Genomic DNA, 23,261 nt, shown 5'->3' with positions numbered 1-23,261 from the left:
ATCCCGGCGGCGGCGCGTCCCTCTGGAACAGGTGAGCCGGGAGCCCCGAATCACTCACCCGGGACGGGCCCTGCAGGCGGATCAGCCGAGGACGAGCGGCAGTCTCGAGCTCAGCTCTCCGAGTTCGGCCCGTTCCGCTTCGGTCGGTGCGCGGCGGCCGGTGCCGACCAGGAGGACGTCCTTGTCGGTGAACGACGCGGGGAACGCGGCGTGGGCGATCTCCTCCAGCAGCGCCCGGGACCGGGCCAGGGCTTCCGCGGGCGGCTCGGTCGCGTCCGGGAGGTGCGCGATCAGGTCGAGGTGGTGCAGGGTCCATTCCAGGACGTACGCGGTGAGGTAGTCGTCCACGGTGAGGACTTCGTCGCGGGTGCTCACCCGGTGGCCGGGGCCGGCGAGTCCGGCGGCGCGCCCTGCCGCGGAGCCGACGTCGTCGAGGTGGAACGTGAGCAGGCCCGGTTCCTCGTAGGCGGCGGCGAGCCGGACGGTCAGCGCGTCGAGCGGGTCCTCGCCGGTCGGCGGACGGTCCTCCACGCGCCAGTACGTCACCGCGTCGACGGTCGGTTCCGCATCGGCGGGGGTGGCAAGGGTGATCAGGACGTCCTGGGCGTCGATGATCAGGTGGCACACGAGGTCCCGCACGAGCCAGCCGGCACAGCCGGACGGCCGCTCGAAAGCCTGGTCCGGCAGTTCGGCGACCGCTGTGCGCAACGCCGCCCACGAGCGCGAGAAGAGATCCACGCCGGCACGGTAGTGCGGCGCGGGAAGGGCGGACAAGCGTATTCCGGACTCCCCGCGGGTGCAGTCACCGCCCGGCGGTGCGGAACCTGCGCCGAGCCCGTGACCACACCTCCGTGAGCCGGCGGTGGTGTGGCCGGATCAGGGCGTCTTGTCGGCCGGTGCGGCGACGTCAGTGGCACGCTGGCCGGGTGACGACGGATGACGAAGAGGCACGATGGCTCGCCGAGCAGACCGCCTCACGGTCGCGCGAGATCCAGGCGGGGCACCTGGCCTGGACGGAGATCGATCTGATCGACATCGGGGACGACACGGCGCGCCCGTTGCGCGACGGACTGGAAGTCTTCGGCGTCCGGGTCAACTATCTGCCGGTCGGCCAGCCCCGCCATCTGGTGGCCGCGCTCGGCGGAAACCGGCCGGTCGCGCCGTATGTCATCATCGCCGGCCACGGGGGCGACGGGCGCATCCTCATGGACGAGGTCCCCGATGCCCTGGCCGGAGCCCAGCCGTTCAACGGCTCCATCGGCCCCGGCGTGGTGCGCGGACACCTCCGACTGCCCGGCAGCGTCGTACTCGCCACCGGATGCGGGACCGGTCGTCCGGACCTGGCCGATGCCTTCCTCGACATCGGCGCACGTGCGTTCATCGCACCCAGCGGTTACCCGGAAGGCTATGCGGGCGTGTTCGCCCCGCTGTTCCTCTTCTACGAGCTCACCGAGCGGCGCTCTCTCACCGATGCCGTGTGCCGCCTGAGCCGACACGACGACGCACTGGCGATGTGGCAGCTCCATCAACGTTGATCGGCCCATCAGCACAGTCGGTCCATCAATGCTGCCCGGCCCATCAACGCTGACTCGTCCGTCAGCACTCACCGCTCCATCAACGCTGCCGCTTCACGAACGCTGACCGTGTTTCATCCCGGATGGTGCGTCGTCCCCTCCACTCACTGTCAAAAGGGGTTACTGGGCATAGAAATAATGTGGCACTATTTTTTCATGACGAGACATGCAGATGCCGACGTCCGCCGGAACCAGGTCGCCGCCGCGCTGGTGCGCGTCGTCGCCGAGCGCGGGCTGGCGAGGGCGACATTGGCGGACGTGGCGGAGCGGGCGGGGGTGTCGGTGGGGCTGGTGCAGCGCTACTTCCGCACCAAGGACGAGTTGTTGAGGTTCGGCGTCGAGTACGTCTACCGGCGTTCCGAGGAGCGGGTGCAGCAGGTCGCCGTGAGCCTCCCGGTGCGGGGGACCGTCGTGCGGCTGCTGGAGACCTTCCTGCCGCTGGACCCGGAACGCCGTGATGAACTGCGGGTCTGGCTGAGCCTCATTCAGGCCTCGCTCAGCGATCCGCGGATGGCCGCCGTCCATCAGGACGCGACCCTGCGCATGGTGGACGGTGTCGCCGAAGCGCTGGCGGGCGCGCAACGAGCCGGAGAGCTCACTGCCGGTACCGATACCGCGGCCGAAGCCGCCGCGCTGGTCGCGTTCGTGGACGGACTGTGTCTGCACCACGCCGCCACCGGTACGAGGTTCGAACCGGCGGCCCTGCGGGCAGCGCTGACACAGTACGTCGACCGGCTCTTCGACGGGGGTGCGGCTCGATGAGCGGGGCACTGACCGCGGCGCTGGTGGGCCTCGCCCTGCTGGACAGCGCCAGCTTCGGGACGCTTCTCATACCCGTCTGGTTACTGCTGACGCCCGGCAGGCTGCGCCCGGGCCGCATCGTGGCCTATCTGGCCACCGTGGCCGGGGCCTACTTCTGCATAGGGGTGCTGCTGACGCTCGGTGCCGACGCCGCCCTCGAGGCCGCCCGGCGAGCCCTCGACGGAATACCGGCGACCCACCTGCGGCTCGGCCAGCTCGTCCTCGGTGTCCTCGTCATCGCCTGGAGCTACTGGCTGGAGGCCAGGGCCCGGCGCCAGGACGACACCCCGGGCCGCGTGCGCCGCTGGCGGGCCCGGGCCATGTCGGGAGACGGGGGTGTCGGTGGGCTGATGGGCCTGGCCATGACGGCCGTTGGGCTGGAGGCCGCCACGATGCTGCCCTACCTCGCGGCGGTGGGGCTGATCGCCGAAGCGGATATCACGGTGCCCCTCACCGGCGCCGTCCTCGCCGGCTACTGCGTCGTGATGACGCTCCCGGCGATCGTGCTGGCAGTGGCACGGTTCGCCGCCCACCACCGGGCCGATCCGGTGCTGCGCCGGGTCAACGACTGGCTGACGAGGAACAGTGCCCGCGCCCTGGGCTGGACCGTCGGCGGCATCGGCATCGGGGTCACGCTCAACGCCGTCGTCTCGTTGCTGGTCGACCAGCCATGACGCGGTTTGTTCCGCCCGGCAGGCGCCGGAGTCCGCTTCGCCCGGACGGCTCGTCGGCCGGCTGATCCGTCCGGGGGCATGCCCGGCAGGCTCCAGCCGCCCCTGGGTGGCTGGAGCCGTGACCTGTCCCGCTCGCCGACGGAATCACCGCATGCCGGCCGTTCCCGGGCACGCCGCCGAGTGCTCGGCGCCTCCTGAGGCGCCGGTGCCTCGTCAGCTCTCACCGGCGGCGGGAGCCGGGCCCGGTCCCGCCGCCCGGAGCCGACGGAGCCGGGAAGGGGGCTCCCAGTCCCCGAGATAGTCGATCTCGGGGGAGAGGAGCACTCCGGTGCGGTCCAGGACGCGGCGCCGCACGATGTCGACGGCCCTGGCGAAGTCGGCGGCCGTGGCACCGTCCCCGGCGACCAGCGTGGGGTGCAGCGCGGAGATCCGCACGCCGCCGACGACCGGACTGCCGAGCCCGAAGCCCGCGTCCCGGATGAGCCGGCTCGCACTCACCCGGGTCGAGCCGTCGGGGAAACGGTTCACCGGGGCGCCGGCCGAGCGCAGTTCGCCGGCCCGGGAGGGCGGGACCGCCGGGCTGAGGAACACGCTGCCGATCGAACGTTCATCGTGTAACGACGAGCCCAGCACCATGCCCTTGGTGCGACGCACCGCGAGCACCGCGCGAGCCGCCTCGGCCAGGGGAACGCGGCTGCCCGGCGGAACGCCGAGCGCGTCGGCCACCTGCCGGTACCGGACGGGCGCGCTCAGCGCGGAGCGCCGCAGCGAGAACACCAGGCTCAGCAGGAGCCGGCGCCGGGAGCGTTTGAACACGCTGGTGCGGTGGCCGAGTTCGCACTGCGCCGCCGGCAGGGTGACCTGCCGGTTCAGCCGCCAGTCCCACGCCCGCACCTCGACAAGGGTGTCGGACACCTCCTGGCCGTAGGCGCCGACGTTCTGGACCGGAGCGGCGCCGACCGTACCGGGGATGCCGGTGAGCATCTCCAGGCCCGTGAGGCCCTCGGCGACCGTGGCGGCGACCAGGTCCGCCAGTGGATGCCCTGCCTGGACTTCGACCTGCACCCGGTCCTCGTCCCGTGCCCCCGACCAGTGGACCCCCCGGTTGATCATCCGCAGGACGGGAGCGGAGCATCCGGCGTCGTGCACCAGGACGTTGCTGCCGTGCCCGAGGACGACCGGCGGGCCGCGGCGGTCCATCTCCTGCCGCGCGTACGCCACGACGTCGGGCAGGTCCGCGAGGTCCCGCAGTTCGACGAGGCCGGCGGCCGGGCCGCCGATCCCCAGAGTCGTCAGGGGAGCGAGTACCGCTCCGTGAACAATGCGCATGGAAACGGCTGCTCCTGTGTCTCCGGTCGGGAAGAGGCGGGCCTTCCCGGGAAGGGGGGCCTTCGTGCCGTGCAGATGGCGGGTCCTTCACTAACGCCCCAAGGGGCGCATTAAGGGTGTGGTCACGCTAACGGGGTGTGGCGGGTCATGCAAAGCTTCCGACTTCCGGCTTTCCGGACGGGCAGGCAGAACCCCGCGGGACTGCCGTCGTGCTCCGCCGAGACCCAAGTGCTCTGTGCACGGCCGAGGTCCGGAAGCAACGGACAGGCCTGTCGCCCGTGGTCGGGCCGAAGCCCGCCCCCTCCGACCGCAGAAGGAAGCTTCTCTCCCGCCGGATGCATCTTTCGATGTAGTGCAGTTCGTCTGCGCTCACGAGGAATGCCGGCCGGGACGCATCGACGATGAAGGCATGACCCAGACCCTGCGCTCACCGACCCGTTCTCCCGGTACCGGCGGCGGCCGGCTCCCCCTGCTCGACGTACTGCGCGGGACCGCGATTCTCGGCACGCTGATGACCAACGTATGGATCTTCGTCGGTCCCGGCGCCGAGTGGGGGATCCTGCAGAACGGCGCCGGGCACGCCGGCTACGGGTCCGTAGCGGCGGCGGCCGAGAGCCTGTTCCAGCTCGTGGCGAACGGGAAGTTCCTCTCGATGCTGACGATCCTGTTCGGCGTCGGCCTCGCGATCCAGTTCGACTCCGCCGCCCGGCGCGGACAGCCCTGGCCGGGCCGCTACCGGTGGCGGGCGCTGTTCCTGTTCGCCGAGGGCACCGTGCACTTCGTGCTCGTCTTCGCCTGGGACGTGCTGATGGGGTACGCGGTCACCGCACTCCTCGTCGCCCGGCTGCTGGCCCGGTCCGAACGCACACGACGCCGCGTCATGTGGTGGGCGGCCGGCCTGCACCTGGCCTTGATGGGAGCGTTCACCGCGCTGCTGGCCGGGGCGGGTCGGAACGAAGACGGCAGCGGGGGCGGTGTGTCCCAGCGGGTCGTCGACCTGTACGCGCACGGGAGCTACCCCGACCAGATCGCCTTCCGGCTGGAGAACGCCCTCGCACTGCGCCTGGAGCCCGTGCTCTCCTTCGGGCTCCTGGTCTTCCTGTTCCTGCTCGGCGTACGGCTGTTCCGGGCGGGCGCGTTCGGGATGGACGAGACGGGCCGGCGGATCCGCGCCCGGATGCTCGGCTGGGGCCTGGGCCTCGGGGCACCGCTCACCGTGGCAACCGCCGTGGGCGGCCAGGACTTCTTCCTGCTGGGCCGGTACTGCGCCGCTCCGCTGATGGCGGTCGGCTACATCGGTCTGATCGGTGCGGTCGTGGGCCGGGTGCGGCGTCCGGGCCTGCTCACCACGGGTCTGACCTCCGTCGGCCGGACGGCCCTCTCCTCCTATGTGCTGCAGAACCTGCTGTCCATGCTGCTCTGCTACGGCATCGGACTCGGCCTCGCCGCTCGCTGGGGAGATTCCGGCAGCCCCTGGTGGGTGATGGGGCTGTGGGCCGGGGTGTGCGCCTTCCTCATGATCGGCTCCACGCTGTGGCTGCGCAGGTTCTCCACCGGTCCGCTGGAGTCCGTGCAGAAGTGGGCCCTGCGGCGCTGAGCCGCCCCGCGCCCGGGCCGGAGGCCTTCCGCCCCGGAAGCCCTCCGGCCCGGTGCCTTCGGCGGTGACGAGACACCGCGATGACGGGGCACAGGGCGCGGCAGCCACGGGGCGCGAACAGTAACGGGGCGTGAACAGCATGGGGCGCGGGCGGTCACGGGATGTGGCGACGGAACCCGCCGCGCCCGAGGGCCTGCGACGAGCGGACACCCGAACTCCGCCTTGCCCGCGAACCGTTGTTCCCCACCCAGGGGGCGTGTGCGAGGCCGGAGCGGTGGGGAGGTCGGCGCGTTCGGTGTGTCCGGTGGGTACCGGAAGACCGGCGTCCCCGGGTGGCGTACGCTCACCGCATCCACAGCACTCTGGGGGACACCCATGCGTTCTACCGCAGCAGCCCTGCTGCTCCTGCTCGCCGCCACGACCGTCACCGCATGCGGCGGCGCATCCGGCGACAACGGGGACGGAGGCTCGCACGCCAGGCCCGCCGTCGGCAAGGAGGCGGCCGTACCCACGCCGAAGGCAGGCCACATGGCCGACGCCTGGGGCAAGAAGATCCGCAGCCTGAGCGGCACGCTGGACTGGAAGACCTGCAGCACCCCCACCACACAGGCCTGTGCCCGGACGATCGACACCACCATGGGTGTCGTCGGAAAGCTCTCCGGCCAGCTCCAGACGCTCGGCGGGGCCGAGGTCTACCCGACCGCCACGGCGAAGACCGAGGCCATGGACGGCGCACGCGTCACCTACCGGGTCGCCAAGTGCGCCAAGACCCGCGAGCCGAGCGCCGAGTGCTCCCAGTCGGCCAAGGACGTCCGGACCAACCTCGCGGGGCTGGCGGCGGCCCTGGAGGTCGACGAGGGCAAGGCCGGCTGAGGCCTGGTACCGCCTGAGAGGAGCGCCCGGCTCGTCCCGCGACACGGCACGCGGGCATGTGCGGCAGACGCCTCGGCCGGGGTCCTGGAAAGGGGCCCCGGCCGAGGCGTCGTTGCACGACCGCGGAGAACCGCGGGGCGCATGACTGCCGGGGGACCGCGGGGACGTAGGTTGGCGGCATGGTCGAGGGGGCGAACACCGCAGCGCAGACTGCTCCGTTGGAGCACCGGACAAGGGGGCGGGACGCCGCCTCGGGGAGCAGGGGCAACGGAGGGCCGGCGCGCTCGTCCCTCCTGATGGCCCTGGGCACGGTGGTGTCACGGGCGACGGGGCTGATCCGCCAGGTACTGCAGGCCGCGGCGCTGGGCACCGGACTGCTCGCCAGCACGTACAACACGGCGAACACGGTGCCCACGAGCCTGTACACGCTGCTGATCGGTGGCGCGCTCAATGCCGTGCTGGTGCCGCAGCTGGTGCGTGCCCGGACGACGCAGCCGGATGGCGGACGGGCGTACGAGCAGCGTCTGGTGACGCTCGTGGTGTGCGTCCTGGCGGTGGGGACGGCACTGGCCGTCTGGGCGGCGCCGCAGATCGTGGGCCTGTACATGCGGGACAGTCCGGAGCGGCACGAGGCCTTCGAACTGACCGTGACCTTCGCCCGGTTCCTGCTGCCGCAGATCTTCTTCTACGGCCTGTTCGGTATCTACGGCCAGATTCTGAACGCCCGCGAGAAGTTCGGCGCGATGATGTGGACTCCGGTGCTGAACAATGTCGTGCTGGTCGGCATGTTCGCCGCCTATCTGGGGCTGATGACGGTCCCCGACCGGGTGGAGGACATCACCGGTGCCCACGTGCGGCTGCTCGGGATCGGGACGACCGCGGGCATCGCCGTGCAGGCCCTCGCGCTCATCCCCTTCGCGCGGGCGGCAGGCTTCCGGTTCCGGCCACGGTTCGACTGGCGCGGCACCGGCCTGGGGAAGAGCGTCCACGCGGCCAAGTGGACCTTGCTGTTCGTCCTGGCCAATCAGGTCGCCCTGACCGTGGTCACGAACTATGCCAACGCCGCCGACCAGGAGCTGCCCCGGGCCGGAGCGGGCTACACGGCCTACACCTACGCGCAGACCATCTGGATGCTGCCGCAGTCGATCGTGACCGTGTCCCTGGTGACGGCGCTGCTGCCCCGTATGAGCCGGGCCGCCGCCGAAGGACGCATCCGGGATCTGCGCGCCGACCTCTCCCGGGCGCTGCGGATCAGCGGCGTCGTCATCGTGCCGGCCGCCTTCCTCTTCCTCACCCTGGGGCCACTGATATCGGCGCTGCTGTTCGCCCATGGGGCGGCGGATGCCGCATCGGCCCGTCCGCTGGGCCAGATGCTCCAGGCGTTCGGGCTCGGACTCATCCCGTTCTCCGCTCAGTACCTGATGCTGCGCGGCTTCTACGCCTTCGAGGACACGCGCACGCCGTTCCTCATGGCCGCCTGGATCGCCGTGGTCGACATTGCGCTGGCCACGGCATGCCACCTCCTGCTGCCGGCGCGCTGGGCCGTGGTCGGGATGGCCGGCGCCTACACGCTCTCCCACCTCGCCGGACTCGTCCTCACGGCCCGCCTGCTGCGCAGGAGACTCGACGGTCGCATCGACGACGGAGCGCTGCGGCGCACCTATGGGAAGCTGCTGTGCGCCGCCGGACCGGCCGCGGCGCTGGGGTGGGCCGCGGCCCGTGGGTGCACCGGGCTGGGAACCGGTACGGGGCCGACCATGGCGGCGCTGGCCGCCGGAGTGCTCACCACGACGGCGGTGTACCTGCTGCTCGCTCGGCTGATGAAGGTCGGCGAACTGCGTCACCTGCCCGGGATGCGTTGACCACCGTGCCCAGGAGCCCCCGCAGGGGCCCCGGCCCGGCGGCTCGGATGTTCCCTGCTCACTGCTCCCGGGACGATTCGACATCCCGTTCCAGCGGTGTTCTGGCGACCGCGGCCGCCAGTTCCTCCAGGGCGCCCAGCAGGAGTTCCGCCCCGCGCCGCACCACCGGATCGCCGCCGTCGCCGTCGCTTTCCCAGGCGTCGAGTGCGTCCTCGACCCGGCGCCAGTCGGGATTCCGCCGTTCCCGAACGGCCCGCGCCGCCTGGGCGGTGTCCGCCTCCAGGGCATCGGCGAAGCGCGCGGCCTCGCGGACCGGGCGCGCCCCGTGTTCCGGCAGATGGGTCTCCAGCAGCATCGCGGCCCGCCCCAGCGATTCGAGGGCCTCCTGCGCCTCCTCCGCCTCCCTGCGGTTCAGGCCCCGGTGCCGGACCGGTTCCTGCTTGGCCCGGCGCAGCGACTCGTCCCAGGTGGCGTTGGCCTCGCGGCTCGCCAGCAGCGTGTGGCGCACGTCCGCGAGGCGCCGGTCGTCGGGCTCGGCGAAGCTGCGGACGACCGCCGCCGCATAGCGGCCGTTCGCGGTGAGATAGTCCGCCAGCCGGTCCAGCAACTGCGGTGTCTCCCAGGCCGGCAGCAGCACATACGCCAGCATCGCCAGCACCCCGCCGAGCAGGGTCAGCAGCAGCCGGTCCCGCACCGTCTGCTGCAACGCCTCGCCCGCCATGCCGAGCAGCAGGACCACATACGCCGCGGCGAAGGACTGCGAGGCCACGTATCCGGTGCGCATCAGCAGGTACATCAACGCGGCCGACACCACGGCCAGTCCGCCGGACACATTGGCCCCCGGGTGGGCCACCTGCACCACCGCGGTGGCCAGCCCGACACCCACCAGGGTCCCGGTGAACCGGGCCACGGCACGGGCGTACGTCTGGTGGAAGTCCGGCCGCATGACCATCACCGAGGTGACCGGTACCCAGTAGCCGTGGCCCAGCGGGAGCGCCGTGCCGAGCAGGTAGCCGAGAGCGGCCACGGCCGCGAGACGGACCGCGTGCCGCAGCACGCGCGAGTCACGGTGCAGTTCCCGGCGCACCGCGCCGAGCACGACCGGCACCAGCCGGAACATGGTCGGGCGGATCAGCTGCGCTTCCCCGGCGAACGCGGATTCGTGGTGCGACATGCCGCTGTCGGCGGTGTCCAGGACTTCGATGAGCAGGTCCGCCAGGGTGATCGCGGCCTGCCGCGCCGGCCCCGTCAGCACTTCGTCGCCCGCGTCGATCAGCAGGGGCTGCATGGCCTCGGCCGGTACCTCGACCGGGGTGCCGTGCCGGATGGAACGGGCGGCGGCGTCCAGGACGTCCGCGGCGGCGTTCAGCAGTTCCCGCGCCCGGTCCCGTTCCGGGCCCTCCGCCGCGGCCCCGACGCGTGGGTCGGCGACGGCGGCGAGCGCCGGACGGATGTGTTCCGCCAGGCCGCGGGGCCCGTGCAGGACGGACGGCCGGGTGCGTGCCTGGGACGGAGTGACGGCGGCCGCGCTGCGCGCCGTCATCATCGGCTCCGGACCGAAGGCGGCCGTGGGGTCGTGGCGCAGCCGCCGGGCGTAGTCCGCCATCGCGGCGAGCGCGTCGGCGAGCGCGTCACGGTGCGCGCCCCACCGCCGGATGGGGAACAGCAGGATCAGCGTCGCCTGCACCAGGCCGCCGAAGGCGATGACCCCGGCGTGCTCCAACGCCCCCTGAACGCTGGTGGGCAGGGTGACGGTCACCATCATGATGGCGACCGTCGTGGTGGCGACGATCCCGGCGGTCGAGCCGACCGCCCAGGCCATCCCGGCGAGAAACGCCCAGGCGGCGAGCAGCAGCAGAAACGTCGCGGTGTGCCCCGACGCGACGTAGCCGACGAAGGTGCTGATCCCCAGACCGGCGCCCGCGGCCAGCGCGATCACCTTGCGCGGACGCCAGCTGCGCTGGAACGTCGAGGAGCCCGCGGAGAACGCGCCGAACGCGGCCGACGCGGCGTACGCCGGGGAGTCGAGCCACAGCGCGAGCCCGATCACGATCGCCACGCCCGCTGCCGCACGCAGGGCGATCAGCGGCTCCAGCCGCGTCCGCTCGACCGTCAGCCCGGAACGCACGACCTCCCGCAGCGCTCGCAACCACGTCACGGAGCAGAGACTAGGCGGAGGACCGCACCGGTCGGCGGCAGCCGCACCGCGGACCCGGAGAGCCCGCGGCGACCGACGGCGGCGGGTGCCGTGGCGGGGCCTGCCGGGCTCGCGGGCGCCCGGGGCGCCGGACCGGGGCACGCCGTCCGGGGCGTCGCGCCGGTCGGCCGCCCCGGACTTTCGTCAAAGCGCCTCGCCCATTTGGCGGAGGGCGGAGGGCCCGGGCTCCGCCCAAGGGCGGATTCTCCGCCCGGGGCCGGGCGCCATCATTGTTCGGGAGGGGATGCACACCTTCCTCCGGGAGATGGTGCGGGCGACCGGCCGGTTCCACTGAGCCGCCGCCACGCGGCCGTCCTCCGGAGGACGAACGGGAGGAATCGGCAGTGCAGATCACCACGAGGGCCGTCCGGCTGGTGGCCGTCGCCGCGGCGGGGACGGCCGTCCTGGCAGGAGTTCCCGCGCAGGCCGCGACACCGCACGACGGAAGGCCCACGGCGCGGGCCGCGGGCGATCCGGAACCCGAGTACCGAGGCTGCGCGACACCGGAGAGTCCGTCCGGCGCATCCGGGGACGCGGTCATCCACAACTGGAGCGACCCCGGCCAGACTCTCGTCGTCCAACTGGGCTTGGCGGACCTCCAGGCCGACGGGCGCCACGCAAGGATTCGATTCGTCATCGAGGACGTCAACGGGCGACGCACCTACGGCCGCTGGCGGAAGGCCGTCGGGGACGGAGCCAACAAGTCGTGGTGGACGAGCGCCAAGTCCGATCGCGGCATTTTCGAGGCGGGAGTCCAGGTCGCCACCTTCAAGGGCAATCGCCTGAAGACCATCTGCACCGACATGTGACCGGACGCCGGAGCCCGACCCACGGGGGGCCGGGCTCCGGCATCCACGGCAGGACCGTGCGACAGCGCAATGAGCTGCAGCAACGGCTGACCGAGCCGACCGCCGGCCCGACGACGGCGGCGCATCGGCCCGGCGAGAAACGCACCATCGGGAAACATCAGGAGAAACACATGAAGGTCGGCATGGTGGCGAGCCACTACCCGCACGCCACTCACCGCGAGGAGTTCATCGCCCGCGTCCACCGGGTCGCCGAGGAATTCCGCCGGACACCGGGATGCCTGTCGGCGGACTGCTGGGTGTCCGACGAGGCGGTGGTCTCGATCGTGCAGTGGGAGTCCGAGGAGGACTACGCCGCGTCGTTCGCCGCTGTGGCGGCGGCAGGGCTCGACATCGACTTCGACGAGCGCGAGGCCCGCCCCCGGGAGATCGTGCGGCTCGCGGCGGCCTGACCGGTCGCCCCCCGTACCGGCCGCGGGTCCATCCGTTCCCGTGCCCGTGGCCGCCTCCGGCCGGAGCCCGCTCGCCCGAAGGGCCATGACCCCATGGCGACTTCGGACGAACGGGCTCCGGCGTCCGCGCTCGCGCCCGGCAGACGGTGCGACTCACCGCGCCGGGAGCGGTCCGGTTCAACGCACCGGGACGCGGGCGCCCGGCTCCGGAGGGCTGGTCCGCCGCGGCCCTCATCCGCTGAACGCGACACTCACGGACAGCCCGGCGATCAGCAGCCCGGACACCATGGCCGTGACGAAGCGGCCACGGTCGTCCGTCAGGAACCCGCCCAGCAGCCTGCCCCCTCCGGCGAGGAGCAACTGCCAGCCGGCGGAGGCGAGAACCACGCCGGTCAGATGGACGACGGTCTGCCCGGGGTCCCCGACGCCCGGGGTCTGCCGGCCGAGCACCAGGGCGACGAAGTAGACCGCCGGCCACGGATTGAGCGCGGTCAGGCCGAAGAAGAGGAGACCGGCACGGCAGGGAGTCAGGGGCGTAGCGCGTTCGGGCGCCCGGTGGTTCACCGCCGCACCCCGCCGTCGCGCTGCCAGGGCGCGCACCACGATGCGCGCCGCGAGGCCGACGAGGACGGCCGAGGCGAGCAGGCGCAACGGAGCGGCGACCGGGGCCACCGCCGACGCGAGTGCACGGCCGCCGAGCACCGCGGCCAGCGCGTAGCCGGCGTCGGCGGCGGCCGCGCCCATCGCCGCGGCGGCGCCGTGACGAAAGGAGGTCCGGGCCGTCATGGAGACCATCAGCACCGCGACAGGGCCCACTGGAACGGCCAGGCCGAAGCCCGCCCAGAGGCCCGCGAGCAGCGAACCCGTCACGTCGATGCCCGGGACGTGCGGATGACCGTCCGGCCATGGGGCGTGCGCCCGTGTGGGGCCACACCTCGGGGGACGGCCTCCGTGCCGACGGCACCGGGCAAGCGAGGGGCGGTAAACGTCTGGTCGACGTGGCGAGAGATCGTCATGCTGCCAGTGTCAGCAGCCACATTGTTTCAGTCCATCGAAGCTTTTTGCACGACATTGTTCGGGGGTCCCACATGATCGACGGCCGGTTGAAGACCTTGCGCGCCCTCAGCGCGACGGGCACCGTCACTGCCGCGGCAGAGACGCTGCACCTCACTCCGTCCACGGTCTCGCAGCAACTCCGCCAGCTGCAGGCCGACCTGGGAGTGACGCTGCTGGAGCCCGACGGGCGCAGGGTGCGACTCACCGCCGCCGCACACACCCTGCTCCACCACAGCGATGTCCTCTTCGCCCACTGGGAACAGGCGGAAGCCGACCTGGAAGCACATCGTGAGGAACGGGCCGGCAGCATCAGGATCTCGGCGGTGGCCAGCGCGCTGTCCAGGCTCGTGGCGCCGGCCGCCGCGCTGCTCGCGCAGCAGTACCCGGCCCTCACCGTGGAGATCGGGGAGGACCCGGAGGAGGACCGGATCCGGCTGCTGCTCACCGGACGCGCGGACATCGTCGTCACCATTCCGGCCGCCGACGCGCCGTCCCCCGACGACGAAGCCGTCGAACAGCACGTCCTGCTCGAGGAACCGCAGGACCTCCTGGTCCCGGCGAAGCACCCCGCCGCCGGAGAGGAAGCCGTCGAGCTGGGCGCGTTCGCCGAGGAACGGTGGCTGCGCGCGGGCGACCCCCGGGACCAGCACCAGCTGCTGCTCTCGGCGTGTTCCGCCGCCGGATTCGTGCCCCGGATCACGCACAACGCGGTCGACTGGTTCGCGGTGTCGGCCCTCGTCTCCCACGGCCTGGGGATCTGTCTGATTCCCCGTCTGGTGCCGGTGCCGGCAGGCCATGACGTCGTCCGCGTGCCGCTGACCGGAGACGTCCGGCCCACCCGCCGGGTCGTCGCCTTCATCCGGCGCGGCAGCCATGAGCGCCGGACGGTGAACCGCTGCCTCACCGCACTGCGCTCGGCGGCCGGAGCCTGGTCGGCCGGGCACGACTGCTGACCCCGGCCTCTGCCCCGGCGGTTCCGTCCCCGGTGCACGGCCTGTCTTTACACGTCCCCCTGTTCTGTCACGGCGGCGTGGCGTAGACGTTCGTCACATAGCCGATCGGGAGGCTGCCGTGAGCCGCAGCGGCCAACTCATGGGGTGATTCCGGCTGATGTGACCGAATGTGGCCCCTCGGTCGACGCGACCGCCGGGGAATGTGTGGTTCCTGTGTCCTTCCGGTGTGTTCGCGAGGAGCATGCCTGCGGACGGAGCACCCCAACGGTGTTCCGCAGGAAGGGGACCACCATGCGAAGACCTGTCCGGGCCTGGGGTGCGGCAGCCGTGACGGCGCTTCTCGCCCCGCTGCTGACGGCCGTTCCGGCGCAGGCGCGGGAGACGGAACGGGCCGCCGGAACGTGCCGGCCCGCCCTCCGGATTCTGGGCACCCTGCCCGGTACCGCCGGCAGTGATGCCGACCGGGTCGAGGGACTCGGTCCCGGCTCCACCGCCGTCGGCACCTCCCGCGGCCTCCCCGTGTACTGGACCGGCACCCGCGTGCACCGGGTGCCGCTTCCCGCCGGGTACACCGGTGGTGAGGTCGAGGCGGTCAACAGCGGGGGCCTGATGGTCGGCAGCCTCCGGAAGCCCGGCGGGTCCGCCGCGTTCAGCTATCGAGCAGGGGCCCGGTCGGTCACCCTGCTGCCCGGCGGCTCCCGGGCCACGGACGTCAACGACCACGGCCTCATCGTCGGCGAGGGCCCGAAGGCCGGCGCGCTCACCGGTGTCGAATGGACCGGCACCCGCGTACTGCGCAGGCTGACCCTGCCGGCCGGCTACACGCTCACCGAGGTCACCGGCATCAACGAGGCGGGCCGGATCGTCGGCTCCGGCGAGGCCGTCGCGGGCGACGAGTCCTGGACGGCCGGGCTCCTCTGGCCCGCCCGCGGCAATGCCCCGGCCGTGCCGCTCAAGCCCTACTGGCCGGCCGGAGTCCCGTACGACTTCTGGTCGCCCGAGGACATCGACAACAGCGGACGGATCGTGGGGACCCACGACTACTCACGGCTGGACATCCAGAGCCCCGTCCACTGGCTGCCGCCCTACGGGAGCGAGATCCGGCCGGGGCTCCTCGCGGGCCGCACCAGCGGCACGTTCGAGGCCGTCAGCCCCACCACGAACGTCAGTGTGGGCACGGCCCAGGACAGCAGTTTCGACGGGCCCTTCCCGCCCGAGTCGGCCCCGCCCGTGCAGGCCCAGATCTGGCCGGGCTCCGGGCCGCTGCTGGCGCTGCCGCGACTCGCGCCCGACGGTGCCTCCGAGGCGTACGCCGTCAGCGACGACGGCCGGGCCGGCGGCCGGGCGGCCGACGCCCACGGGACGTCCCGGCCCGTGATCTGGACGTGTGCCCTGGCGCAGGCGTACCAGCCCTGAGCCGCTCCGCCCCGGCGGCCGAGGGAGCGAGGTGCGCCGGGGGAGGCCGCACCCCATGACACCTGCCGCACCGACCGGACGCGAGCGCCGGTCGGTGCGGCAGGCGCATCATTCTCCGGCGTGTGCGGTCCCCTGTCACGGCCCGGGCGGCCCGGCGGGACTGGGGTGTCGTGGGGCTGAGCGAGTAGGGCGGCCCCGCCTCCCGGCCCTGCCTTCTGCCCCGTGTCCCGGACCCGGCGCAGTCCGGCGCGCGCCGAGCCCATCGACGGCGCGGTCGGGGGCGTGAGAGGAGGTGGAAGGAGCGCCCATGGTGCGGATTGTGGACAGGCTGCCGCGGCCCGCCACGCGAGGGGCAACAGGCCCCTTCGTGCGGCTTTTCGGCTGCCGGGGCACGTGCTGCCGTCCCTGCCGGACGAGCGGGGCCGCTTTCCGGCACCCGCGGCCGGCGCCCCGGTGGGTACGCACGCCGCCCGCCACCTCAGAGGGAATGGAAAAGGGCGGGCTCCTTCGTCCTTGATCGCCCTGTGCTCGGGGAACAGGTAAATGTCGTACGGCCGTTCCTCTTTCGTGGGGGAAGGGGTGGAAAACGTGTGCAGAACGCGAAAGTCCGATGGCCGATAACGGACCCCATTGCTTGCGCAGCCGGACCGCTAAGGCCATGGTTGTCCAGCTCATCAGGAACGCTGCAGTGCTTGCCTGATCCGTCGGTCACCGGGATGCGAAGCCCCGCCGTCCTCGACGCGCGTGCCCTTCTCACCTCCTGGTCTTCCGTACGGTGAAGCGGTGTGACAGGTACGGGGGGTATTCATCATGCCGCAGCGATCTGCTGTGTCGCTGTGGTGCGTTGCGGTCACGGACTGACCGATTCCGATCTTTTCACCGGTATCCCGGGTGCGCTGAATCTGTTGAACACGACGTGTTCTCGGCCGCCCGGGGCCGGTTCACGCAATTCCAACGGGGGAATTCGATCATGCGTCAATTCGACGTGCCTTTGAACCGGGCCATAGCCGCCTCACTGGTCCCGGAACTCGCCTACTGGATCAACTTCGCCAGCTCTCAGGTGGTGAAGTTCCACATCGACCCGGTCGGCCGGGAGAGCATCCGCGTCTGGGTGCCGGACGAGGCCGACTCCGACGAGATCGGCCGCAAGGTGCGGACCACCGTCGACTGGTTCACCGCCGGACAGCAGGGTGACGCGGACGGGCACGAGGAGCCGCGCCCCGTCCGCGTCGGCCCGCCCCGCGGCCCGTCGACCCTCACTCCGGACGAGGCCGTCACCGCCGGGGCGCTCACCCCGCTAGGGATGGCCGATGTGGTCATCGGTGAACCGCTGGTGACCCTCATCCGCGCCCTCGACGACGCCTTCCGCGAGCTCGCCACCGGCTTCGACGCGGGCGAGGCGGCCTATTCGACGCTGCTGTCCGTGGACTACCTGGAGCGGCTGCGGTACTTCGACGCCTTCCCGCAGAACGTCCTGTTCCCGGTGCACCTCAGCACCGACATCGACGCCGCCCAGCAGTACGTCAGCCGGACCCTGGAGGACGGGGGCCGGCCGCCCCGGGACGACTTCGCCGGCTTCGCCCCGCGCGACCGGGTGCTCGCCCCCGCGGCCTGCTTCCACGTCTACCAGGGGCTGGAGGGCAGGCGGCTGGCCACGGACACCGCCATCACCACCCTCGGCCGGTGCTACCGGTACGAGAGCCGCAACGCCGTACTGATCGAGCGGCTGTGGGACTTCTCGATGCGCGAGGTGGTCTTCGTCGGGTCACCGGACTACGTGCGCTCCTGCCGGGACGAGAGCCGCCGGCGCGTGCTGGAACTGGCCGAGAAATGGCAGCTGGGAGGCAGCCTCGTCCCGGGCCACGACCCGTTCTTCCTCCGCGGCGACCGGCCCGACGCGGTGGTCGACCCCGAGCCCAAGTTCGAGCTGCGGCTCGATCTGCCGTACAAGGACGCGGACTTCGCCTGCGCCTCGTTCAACGTGCACGGCACCTTCTTCGGCAGCACCGGCGACATCGTCACCGCGTCCGGGGAGACCGCGTGGACCGGCTGCACGGCCTTCGGGCTGGAGCGGTGGGCCTGGGCGGTCATCGCCCAGCACGGTCTGGACCCGGACGCCTGGCCCGCGGACCTGCGGCGCCGGCACAAGCAGGCGGCGTGAGGTGGCCGGCATGAACACCGCTGACACCGTCGTCGCCGGCACCCGCCAGTCCGGGGACGTGCTCGTGGCGCTGCGCGCCTTCCCCCGGCTGGTGGTGCGGGTGCAGAGCCCGGTCGCCGACCTGGTCGGGGACCGGCTGCGCACCCTCGGACTGGAGACGCTGCACGCCGCAGGGATCACCGCGGCCAGCGTGGAGATCCACGACAACGCCGCATCCGAGTGGGTCGTCCGCGCCCGGCTGCGGACCGCCGTACGCCGCTGGCAGACCGTCACGTCCGCGCCCGCGGACGCCGCCCCGGCCGCCCCGGCCCGGGACCTGTCCACCACCGGAACGGAGGAGCGGCCGTGACCGTCCTCTCCCTCTACGTCTCCGCGGGCCGCCCCGGATACGTCGATCATGCGCTCACCGTCTCCGGGGTCGATGCCGTCGTGCTGGACCTGGAGGACTCGGTGGACGACCGCGACAAGGACGCCGCCCGCGACGTCGCCGCCGAACTGCTGCGCTCCTGCGGCGGCCTGCCCGACCGGACGCTGGTGCGGGTGAACGCCCCGGGCAGCGCCCACCTCGACGCCGACCTCGCCGAACTGGTGCCGCTGGGGCTCGACCGGCTGCGCCTGCCCCGTGTCCGGACCCGGCAGGACCTGGACGACGTTCTCGCCCGCATCGGCGCCCTCGCCGGCCCGGCCGGGCCGCCCCGGGTGGAGCTCATGATCGAAACCGTCGGCGCCCTGCGCGACCTGGAGGAGATCGTCACCGGCCGTCCCGAGGTCACGGCGCTCACCTTCGGCGGCGAGGACTACCTCCGGGACAGCCGGGCCGCCGGCGCGCCGCAGGACCTGTGGGAGGCCAAGCGCGAGCTGGTGCGGAAGGCCGCGGCGGCCGGCCTGCCCGCCTACGACACCGTCTACGGGAACCTGCACGACCGCGACGCGGTCTGGCAGGACGCCCACCGCGCCGCGCGGCTGGGTTTCGCCGGCAAGAGCATCATCCATCCCGCGCAGTCACCGGTGACCAGGAATGCCTTCGCCGACGCCGGCCGGTGACCCGCGGCCGGGCACGGTGCCGGCGGACCTCGCCGGCACCGTGCTCGCCTGGCGCGACCGGCTCGACGCGGAGGCCCGGGCCGCGCACCGGCCCGGGCACACCACCGTCGCGGTGTCGCAGCGTGCCCCGGCCGGGAGCTTCACCCCGGCCGAGGCCGAACGGCTGCACCGGGCGGCACTGGACCGGCTGCGGCCCCTCCTGCCACCGGTGCCGGTGCAGCGGACGTACCCGGCACCGGCCGGCCCGGTCACCCTTCTGGTGGTGGCGGGCGGCTCCCACCGGGCGAAGATCGGCTGCCTCCGGATGGAGCAGCACGACACGGTCGGCGAACTCACCGACGCCGATGTGGTGCTGCCCCGCACACTCGGCCGCGCCGACCTCGGCCTGCCGCCCCGCGCCTGCCTGGTGTGCGACGAACCGGCCAAGCGCTGCATCGTGCTGGGCCGCCACCCCCGGGCACTCCTCCTGCGCACCGCGCGCAGCCGCTACCGCCGGGCGTTCGCCGTCACGGACGGCTGGGGCCGCCGCCCGGAAGGCGCACATGACGCACCGTCCGTCCCGAACCCTGTGCCCGGCACACCGCCGGGCCCTGCCCAGGCATTCGACGCACCACGCGCCCCGACCTCCGTGCCCGAGGCCCTCCGTGGCCCGGACTCCGTGACCGACGCACCCTGCGGCCCGCACCCGGCGCCGTCCCGCACCTGCGACCCGTACAGGAGCTGCACATGACCGGAACCTCGAACACCGATGCCGCCACCGGCGGCGTCCCCGCCGCCGCCCTCGGCCACGCACGGAAGCTGCTGCGCGACGGCCATGTCGTCGTCGCCCCGAGCGACACCCACTACACGATGGCCGCCGACCCCGCGAACCCCTCGGCCACCGCCCGTATCTACCGGGCCAAGGAGCGAGAGGCCGATTTCCCGCTCACCCTCTTCCTGGCCGGCCCCGAACTGCTCGACACCGTCGCCGTCGTCACCGACGAGGTACGCGCGCTCGCCCGCAGCCTCTGGCCCGGCTACCTCACGCTGATCCTGCCCAAGCGCCCCGAAGCCGTCGGCGACCACGTCACCGCCGGGCTGCCCACCGTCGCCGTCGCGTGCCACCGCAACCCCGTCCTGCGGGAACTCCTGGAGGCAGTCGGCGGGTACGCCGCCTGCACCTCCGCCAACCGCAGCGGACAGGGCGGCGACCTGGTGACCCTGGACGACGCCCGCGCCCAGGTCGGCGACCGGGTCGCCCTCGTGCTCGACGGCGGCGAGCCCAGCGAGGCGGGCACCGGCAACACCATCGTCGACCTCACCGGAGAACGGCCCGTCCTGGTCCGGCACGGCGAAGTGCCGCTGTCCGACATCGCCGCCCTGCTGCCCGGCATCGAGGACCGGGCCGCCACCTACAAGGAGGACCTCAGGCGACGGCAGCGGTCGGTCAGCACCTGGCGCCCCACCCTGGCGGGACGGACGGTGCTGGTCACCGGCGCCGCGCGCGGCCGCGGCTCGGAACTCGCCCGGGTCCTCGCGCTGGCCGGAGCCAGGGTCCACGTCACCGACCGGGACGCCGACGGTGCCGCCCTCGCCGCGGAACTCACCGAGCAGGGCCTGGACGCCCGCTTCCACACCCTGGACGTCACCGACCCGCAGGCCTGGCAGGACACGGTCCGCGCGGTGGTCGCCGACACCGGCACCCTCGACGTACTCATCAACAACGCGGGCTACTTCGAAGCCCACGGCCTGGGCGACCTCACCGAGGACAGCTGGAACCTCGCGCTGAAGGTCAACACCGGTGGCGCCCTGCACGGCATCCGGGCCGCCGCCGCGGTCATGCGCCCCGGCGGCTCCGTCGTCAGCATCTCGTCCGCCTTCGGCCTGGCCGCCAGCGACCTGGTGGGCGTGGCGTACCAGACCAGCAAGGGCGCGCTGCTCCCGCTCACCCGCGCCGCGGCGGTGCGGCTGGGCAAGGACGGCATCCGTGTCAACGCCGTCTGCCCGGGCCTGATCCGCACCCCGATGACCGAGCCGCTCTTCACCGACCCGGCCACCCGGGACCGCATCCGCGGCGATGTACCGCTGGGCCGCGAGGTCAGCATCTGGGACATCGTCGACACCGCTCTCTTCCTCGCCTCCCCGGTCAGCGACTACCTCACCGGCGTCGCCGTCCCCGTGGACGGCGGGCTCAGCGCATGCTGACCGGGCCGCCGCACGCCCCCGGCCCGGTCGCCCGGCCACCGGCCACGGGCTCCCCGCCCGAGGGAGCCCAGCACCCGGACGCGGACACCGCCGCGACCGCCGACCGGCTGGCCGCCGCCATGGTGTACGGCCTGGCCGCCGAGGCGGTCACCTGGCCCAAACCCGGTCTCGTCACGGCCGTGGACACCGGCAGCCACCACGACATGGACGTCTACACCCTGCTGCGCAGCGCCGCCGCCCTCCAGCCGGGCTTCCGCGCCGCCGCCCTGTTCGGACTGGAACGGGGCTCCGCCGCCCGGGTCGCCCGGGACTTCACCCGGCTCCGCGCCGAAGGGCAGCGGGCCGAGCGCGCCATGCTCGCGGCGACCGGCGGGATCAACACCCACCGGGGATCGGTCTTCCTGGGCATGCTGCTGTGCTGCGCGGCCGGCGTCGAGCACGCGGCGGGCCGCCCGCCCGAGCCGGACGGCATATGCCGAACGGCCCGGGACCTGAGCCGGGACGCGCTCCGCGCCGATCTGGCCGCCCCGGTCACCGGCGGCGCCAGCACCGGGCTGCGGGCCCACGCCCGCCACGGGCTCTCCGGGGTCCGCGGTGAGGTGCTCCGGGGCCTGCCCAGCCTGACCGGACACGGCCTGCCCGCACTCCGGGCGGCACTCGGCGCCGGACGGCCGCTGCGGGAAGCGGTCGCCGATGCCGTCCTGGCGCTGATGGCCGTGGTGGAGGACACCACCGTGCTCAACCGGAAGTTCACCCCCGACCGGCTCCACCGGACCCGGGAGCGGGCGGCAGCCGCCCGGGCCGCCGGAGGCACCGCCACCCGCCGGGGCCGGCAGCGGATCGCCCGGCTCTCCCGGTACCTCGAACACGAACGCATCAGCCCCGGAGGCTCCGCCGACCTGGCGGCGATGGCCGTCGCCCTGCACACCTGGCAGACCCGGTGGCAGGACAGCCCGGCACAGAAAGGACCCCTGCGTGCCCACGCATCTGCGTAGTCTGCGCGACTACCTGACCGCCCTGCGCAACATCGGCGACCTCCAGCCGATCGACGTCGAGGTGGACTGGAACCTCGAACTCGGTGCCATCACCCGGCGCGCCTACGAACTGCCCGCCGCCGCACCGCTGTTCAACCGGATCAAGGGAACGGAACCGGGCTTCCGGGTGCTCGGCGCGCCCGCCGGTCTCAGCTCCCATCCCGCGTATCCGCTCGCCCGGGTCGCCCTCGCGCTCGGCCTGCCGCTCGACACCACCGCAGCCGACCTCGTCACCGCCTGGTCGCGGCTCCAGGAGTGCGAGCCCCTGGAACCCCGCGAGGTCCCCACCGGGCCGTGCAAACAGCACCGGACGACCGGGGAGGACGTCGACCTGTACCGGCTGCCCGCCCCCCTGCTGCACGCCGGTGACGGTGGCCGCTACCTCAACACCTACGGCACGGTCGTCACCCGGTCCCCGGACGGCTCCTGGACCAACTGGGCCATCACCCGGATCATGCTGCGCGACCGCACCTCCATGACCGGCATCGTCGTGCCCGCCCAGCACATCGGCAGCATGCACGGCATGTGGCGCGAGCGCGGCGAGGACATGCCCTTCGCCCTCGCCCTGGGCACGTCCCCCGGCATCGCCATGGTCGCCGGCTGCCCGGTCCGCGAGGGACTGGACGAAGCCGCGGTGCTCGGCGGCTGGTTCGGCGAGCCGCTCGACGTGGTGCGCTGCGAGAGCCACGACCTGCTGGTCCCCGCCGAGTCCGAGATCGTGATCGAGGGCTTCCTGTCCTTCGAGGAGGTGGCGCCCGAAGGCCCGATGGGGGAGTACAGCGGCCTGCTCTGGCCCGAGGACACCCGGCTGTGCCCGGTCTACCGCGTGACCGCCGTCACCCACCGGGACGACCCGGTGCTGCCGGTCGTCGTCGCCGGCATGCCGGTCGAGGAGAACCACACCAACTGGGGCATCAACATCGCCGCCGCCGTGCTGTACGAGCTGCGTGCGGAGGGTCTCCCGGTGCGCCGCGCCTTCATGCCCTTCGCGGCGGCCTGCCACTGGCTGGTCGTCACGGTCGACACCGCGTCGGGCCCCGGCCGGTGGGGGAGCTGGGGAAAGCTCGCCGCCGAGGTGGGCGAGGCCGTGTACCGCACCCGGCCCCGCCACATCATGCCGAAGGTGATCGTGGTCGAGGACGACATCGACCCGGCCGACCTGGAACAGGTCACCTGGGCGGTGGCGACCCGCGCCCACCCCGGCGAGACCGGGTTCGTCCGGGACGTGCCGACCCTGCCGCTCGTCGG

The 23,261-nt window shown here is 72.9% G+C and carries 20 protein-coding genes and 1 pseudogene; 17 read left to right on the top strand and 4 right to left on the bottom strand.

Annotated features, from left to right (window positions below; translation table 11 throughout):
* Positions 1-81 precede the first annotated feature (81 nt).
* Complete coding sequence (locus ACFYYR_RS25675) at positions 82-738, bottom strand: maleylpyruvate isomerase N-terminal domain-containing protein (protein WP_388858029.1); 657 nt, start codon at positions 736-738, stop codon at positions 82-84.
* A gap of 188 nt (positions 739-926) precedes the next feature.
* Here ACFYYR_RS25675 and ACFYYR_RS25670 point away from each other — a divergent pair, with 188 nt between their 5' ends.
* From ACFYYR_RS25670 to ACFYYR_RS25660, 3 genes are all read left to right on the top strand, one after another.
* On the top strand, positions 927-1,535 hold the full coding sequence (locus ACFYYR_RS25670) for a hypothetical protein (protein WP_388858026.1): 609 nt from the start codon (positions 927-929) through the stop codon (positions 1,533-1,535).
* 195 nt (positions 1,536-1,730) lie between these two features.
* Positions 1,731-2,336, top strand: coding sequence for a TetR/AcrR family transcriptional regulator (locus ACFYYR_RS25665; RefSeq protein ID WP_388858023.1), 606 nt, complete (start codon positions 1,731-1,733; stop codon positions 2,334-2,336).
* Positions 2,333-3,049 carry a GAP family protein gene (locus ACFYYR_RS25660; RefSeq protein ID WP_388858020.1) on the top strand — a complete coding sequence of 239 codons (717 nt, stop codon included), beginning with the start codon at positions 2,333-2,335 and terminating at the stop codon, positions 3,047-3,049. Before ACFYYR_RS25665 ends, ACFYYR_RS25660 begins: the two co-directional genes overlap by 4 nt.
* Before the next feature lie 213 nt (positions 3,050-3,262).
* Here ACFYYR_RS25660 and ACFYYR_RS25655 read toward each other — a convergent pair whose 3' ends face one another.
* Positions 3,263-4,378 carry a UDP-N-acetylmuramate dehydrogenase gene (locus ACFYYR_RS25655; RefSeq protein ID WP_388858017.1) on the bottom strand — a complete coding sequence of 372 codons (1,116 nt, stop codon included), beginning with the start codon at positions 4,376-4,378 and terminating at the stop codon, positions 3,263-3,265.
* Between the two features lie 409 nt (positions 4,379-4,787).
* Here ACFYYR_RS25655 and ACFYYR_RS25650 point away from each other — a divergent pair, with 409 nt between their 5' ends.
* The 3 genes from ACFYYR_RS25650 (at position 4,788) to murJ (ending at position 8,710) form a co-directional block, all read left to right on the top strand.
* A complete protein-coding gene (locus ACFYYR_RS25650; RefSeq protein WP_388858014.1) occupies positions 4,788-5,975 on the top strand; it encodes a DUF418 domain-containing protein in 1,188 nt (395 codons plus the stop codon).
* Positions 5,976-6,350: 375 nt separating this feature from the next.
* Positions 6,351-6,848, top strand: a complete 498-nt coding sequence (locus ACFYYR_RS25645; RefSeq protein ID WP_388858011.1) for a hypothetical protein — start codon at positions 6,351-6,353, stop codon at positions 6,846-6,848.
* Positions 6,849-7,027: 179 nt separating this feature from the next.
* Entirely contained in the window at positions 7,028-8,710 is a 1,683-nt protein-coding gene (gene murJ / locus ACFYYR_RS25640; RefSeq protein WP_388858008.1) for a murein biosynthesis integral membrane protein MurJ, read from the top strand.
* Between the two features lie 58 nt (positions 8,711-8,768).
* Here murJ and ACFYYR_RS25635 read toward each other — a convergent pair whose 3' ends face one another.
* Positions 8,769-10,868 (bottom strand): FUSC family protein, encoded by a 2,100-nt coding sequence (locus tag ACFYYR_RS25635; protein ID WP_388858005.1) that lies wholly within the window; start codon positions 10,866-10,868, stop codon positions 8,769-8,771.
* 383 nt (positions 10,869-11,251) lie between these two features.
* On the opposite strand from ACFYYR_RS25635, the gene ACFYYR_RS25630 reads away from it, so the two are divergent.
* On the top strand, positions 11,252-11,716 hold the full coding sequence (locus ACFYYR_RS25630; RefSeq protein ID WP_388858002.1) for a hypothetical protein: 465 nt from the start codon (positions 11,252-11,254) through the stop codon (positions 11,714-11,716).
* Positions 11,717-11,886: 170 nt separating this feature from the next.
* Entirely contained in the window at positions 11,887-12,165 is a 279-nt protein-coding gene (locus ACFYYR_RS25625) for an antibiotic biosynthesis monooxygenase family protein (protein WP_388857999.1), read from the top strand.
* A gap of 231 nt (positions 12,166-12,396) precedes the next feature.
* Here ACFYYR_RS25625 and ACFYYR_RS25620 read toward each other — a convergent pair whose 3' ends face one another.
* On the bottom strand, positions 12,397-13,035 hold the full coding sequence (locus ACFYYR_RS25620; RefSeq protein WP_388857996.1) for a LysE family transporter: 639 nt from the start codon (positions 13,033-13,035) through the stop codon (positions 12,397-12,399).
* A gap of 191 nt (positions 13,036-13,226) precedes the next feature.
* Here ACFYYR_RS25620 and ACFYYR_RS25615 point away from each other — a divergent pair, with 191 nt between their 5' ends.
* The 9 genes and pseudogenes from ACFYYR_RS25615 to ACFYYR_RS25575 all read left to right on the top strand — a co-directional run.
* A complete protein-coding gene (locus ACFYYR_RS25615) occupies positions 13,227-14,174 on the top strand; it encodes a LysR family transcriptional regulator (RefSeq protein ID WP_388857993.1) in 948 nt (315 codons plus the stop codon).
* Positions 14,175-14,465: 291 nt separating this feature from the next.
* On the top strand, positions 14,466-15,590 hold the full coding sequence (locus tag ACFYYR_RS25610) for a hypothetical protein (RefSeq protein ID WP_388857990.1): 1,125 nt from the start codon (positions 14,466-14,468) through the stop codon (positions 15,588-15,590).
* A gap of 970 nt (positions 15,591-16,560) precedes the next feature.
* Positions 16,561-17,751 carry a hypothetical protein gene (locus ACFYYR_RS25605; RefSeq protein ID WP_388857987.1) on the top strand — a complete coding sequence of 397 codons (1,191 nt, stop codon included), beginning with the start codon at positions 16,561-16,563 and terminating at the stop codon, positions 17,749-17,751.
* Positions 17,752-17,761: 10 nt separating this feature from the next.
* Positions 17,762-18,100, top strand: coding sequence for a hypothetical protein (locus tag ACFYYR_RS25600; RefSeq protein WP_388857984.1), 339 nt, complete (start codon positions 17,762-17,764; stop codon positions 18,098-18,100).
* The gene (locus ACFYYR_RS25595) at positions 18,097-18,795 is read left to right on the top strand and encodes an HpcH/HpaI aldolase/citrate lyase family protein (protein ID WP_388857981.1); all 699 of its coding nucleotides are present in this window, start codon (positions 18,097-18,099) and stop codon (positions 18,793-18,795) included. Before ACFYYR_RS25600 ends, ACFYYR_RS25595 begins: the two co-directional genes overlap by 4 nt.
* Positions 18,770-19,525 carry a citrate lyase holo-[acyl-carrier protein] synthase gene (locus tag ACFYYR_RS25590; RefSeq protein WP_388857978.1) on the top strand — a complete coding sequence of 252 codons (756 nt, stop codon included), beginning with the start codon at positions 18,770-18,772 and terminating at the stop codon, positions 19,523-19,525. The genes ACFYYR_RS25595 and ACFYYR_RS25590 overlap by 26 nt, the downstream gene beginning before the upstream one ends.
* Positions 19,522-20,979, top strand: coding sequence for an SDR family oxidoreductase (locus ACFYYR_RS25585; protein ID WP_388857975.1), 1,458 nt, complete (start codon positions 19,522-19,524; stop codon positions 20,977-20,979). Before ACFYYR_RS25590 ends, ACFYYR_RS25585 begins: the two co-directional genes overlap by 4 nt.
* A complete protein-coding gene (locus ACFYYR_RS25580) occupies positions 20,973-21,974 on the top strand; it encodes a triphosphoribosyl-dephospho-CoA synthase (protein ID WP_388857972.1) in 1,002 nt (333 codons plus the stop codon). Before ACFYYR_RS25585 ends, ACFYYR_RS25580 begins: the two co-directional genes overlap by 7 nt.
* Positions 21,955-23,259: pseudogene (locus tag ACFYYR_RS25575) on the top strand (UbiD family decarboxylase); the annotation flags it as partial. The gene ACFYYR_RS25580 and the pseudogene ACFYYR_RS25575, both read left to right, overlap by 20 nt.
* Positions 23,260-23,261 lie beyond the last annotated feature (2 nt).

It is taken from the genome of Streptomyces sp. NPDC001922, assembly GCF_042891165.1.
Classification (GTDB): Bacteria; Actinomycetota; Actinomycetes; order Streptomycetales; family Streptomycetaceae; genus Streptomyces.
The sequence above is the reverse complement of the archived record's forward strand: the minus strand, read 5'-3'. Positions and strand labels throughout refer to the sequence as shown.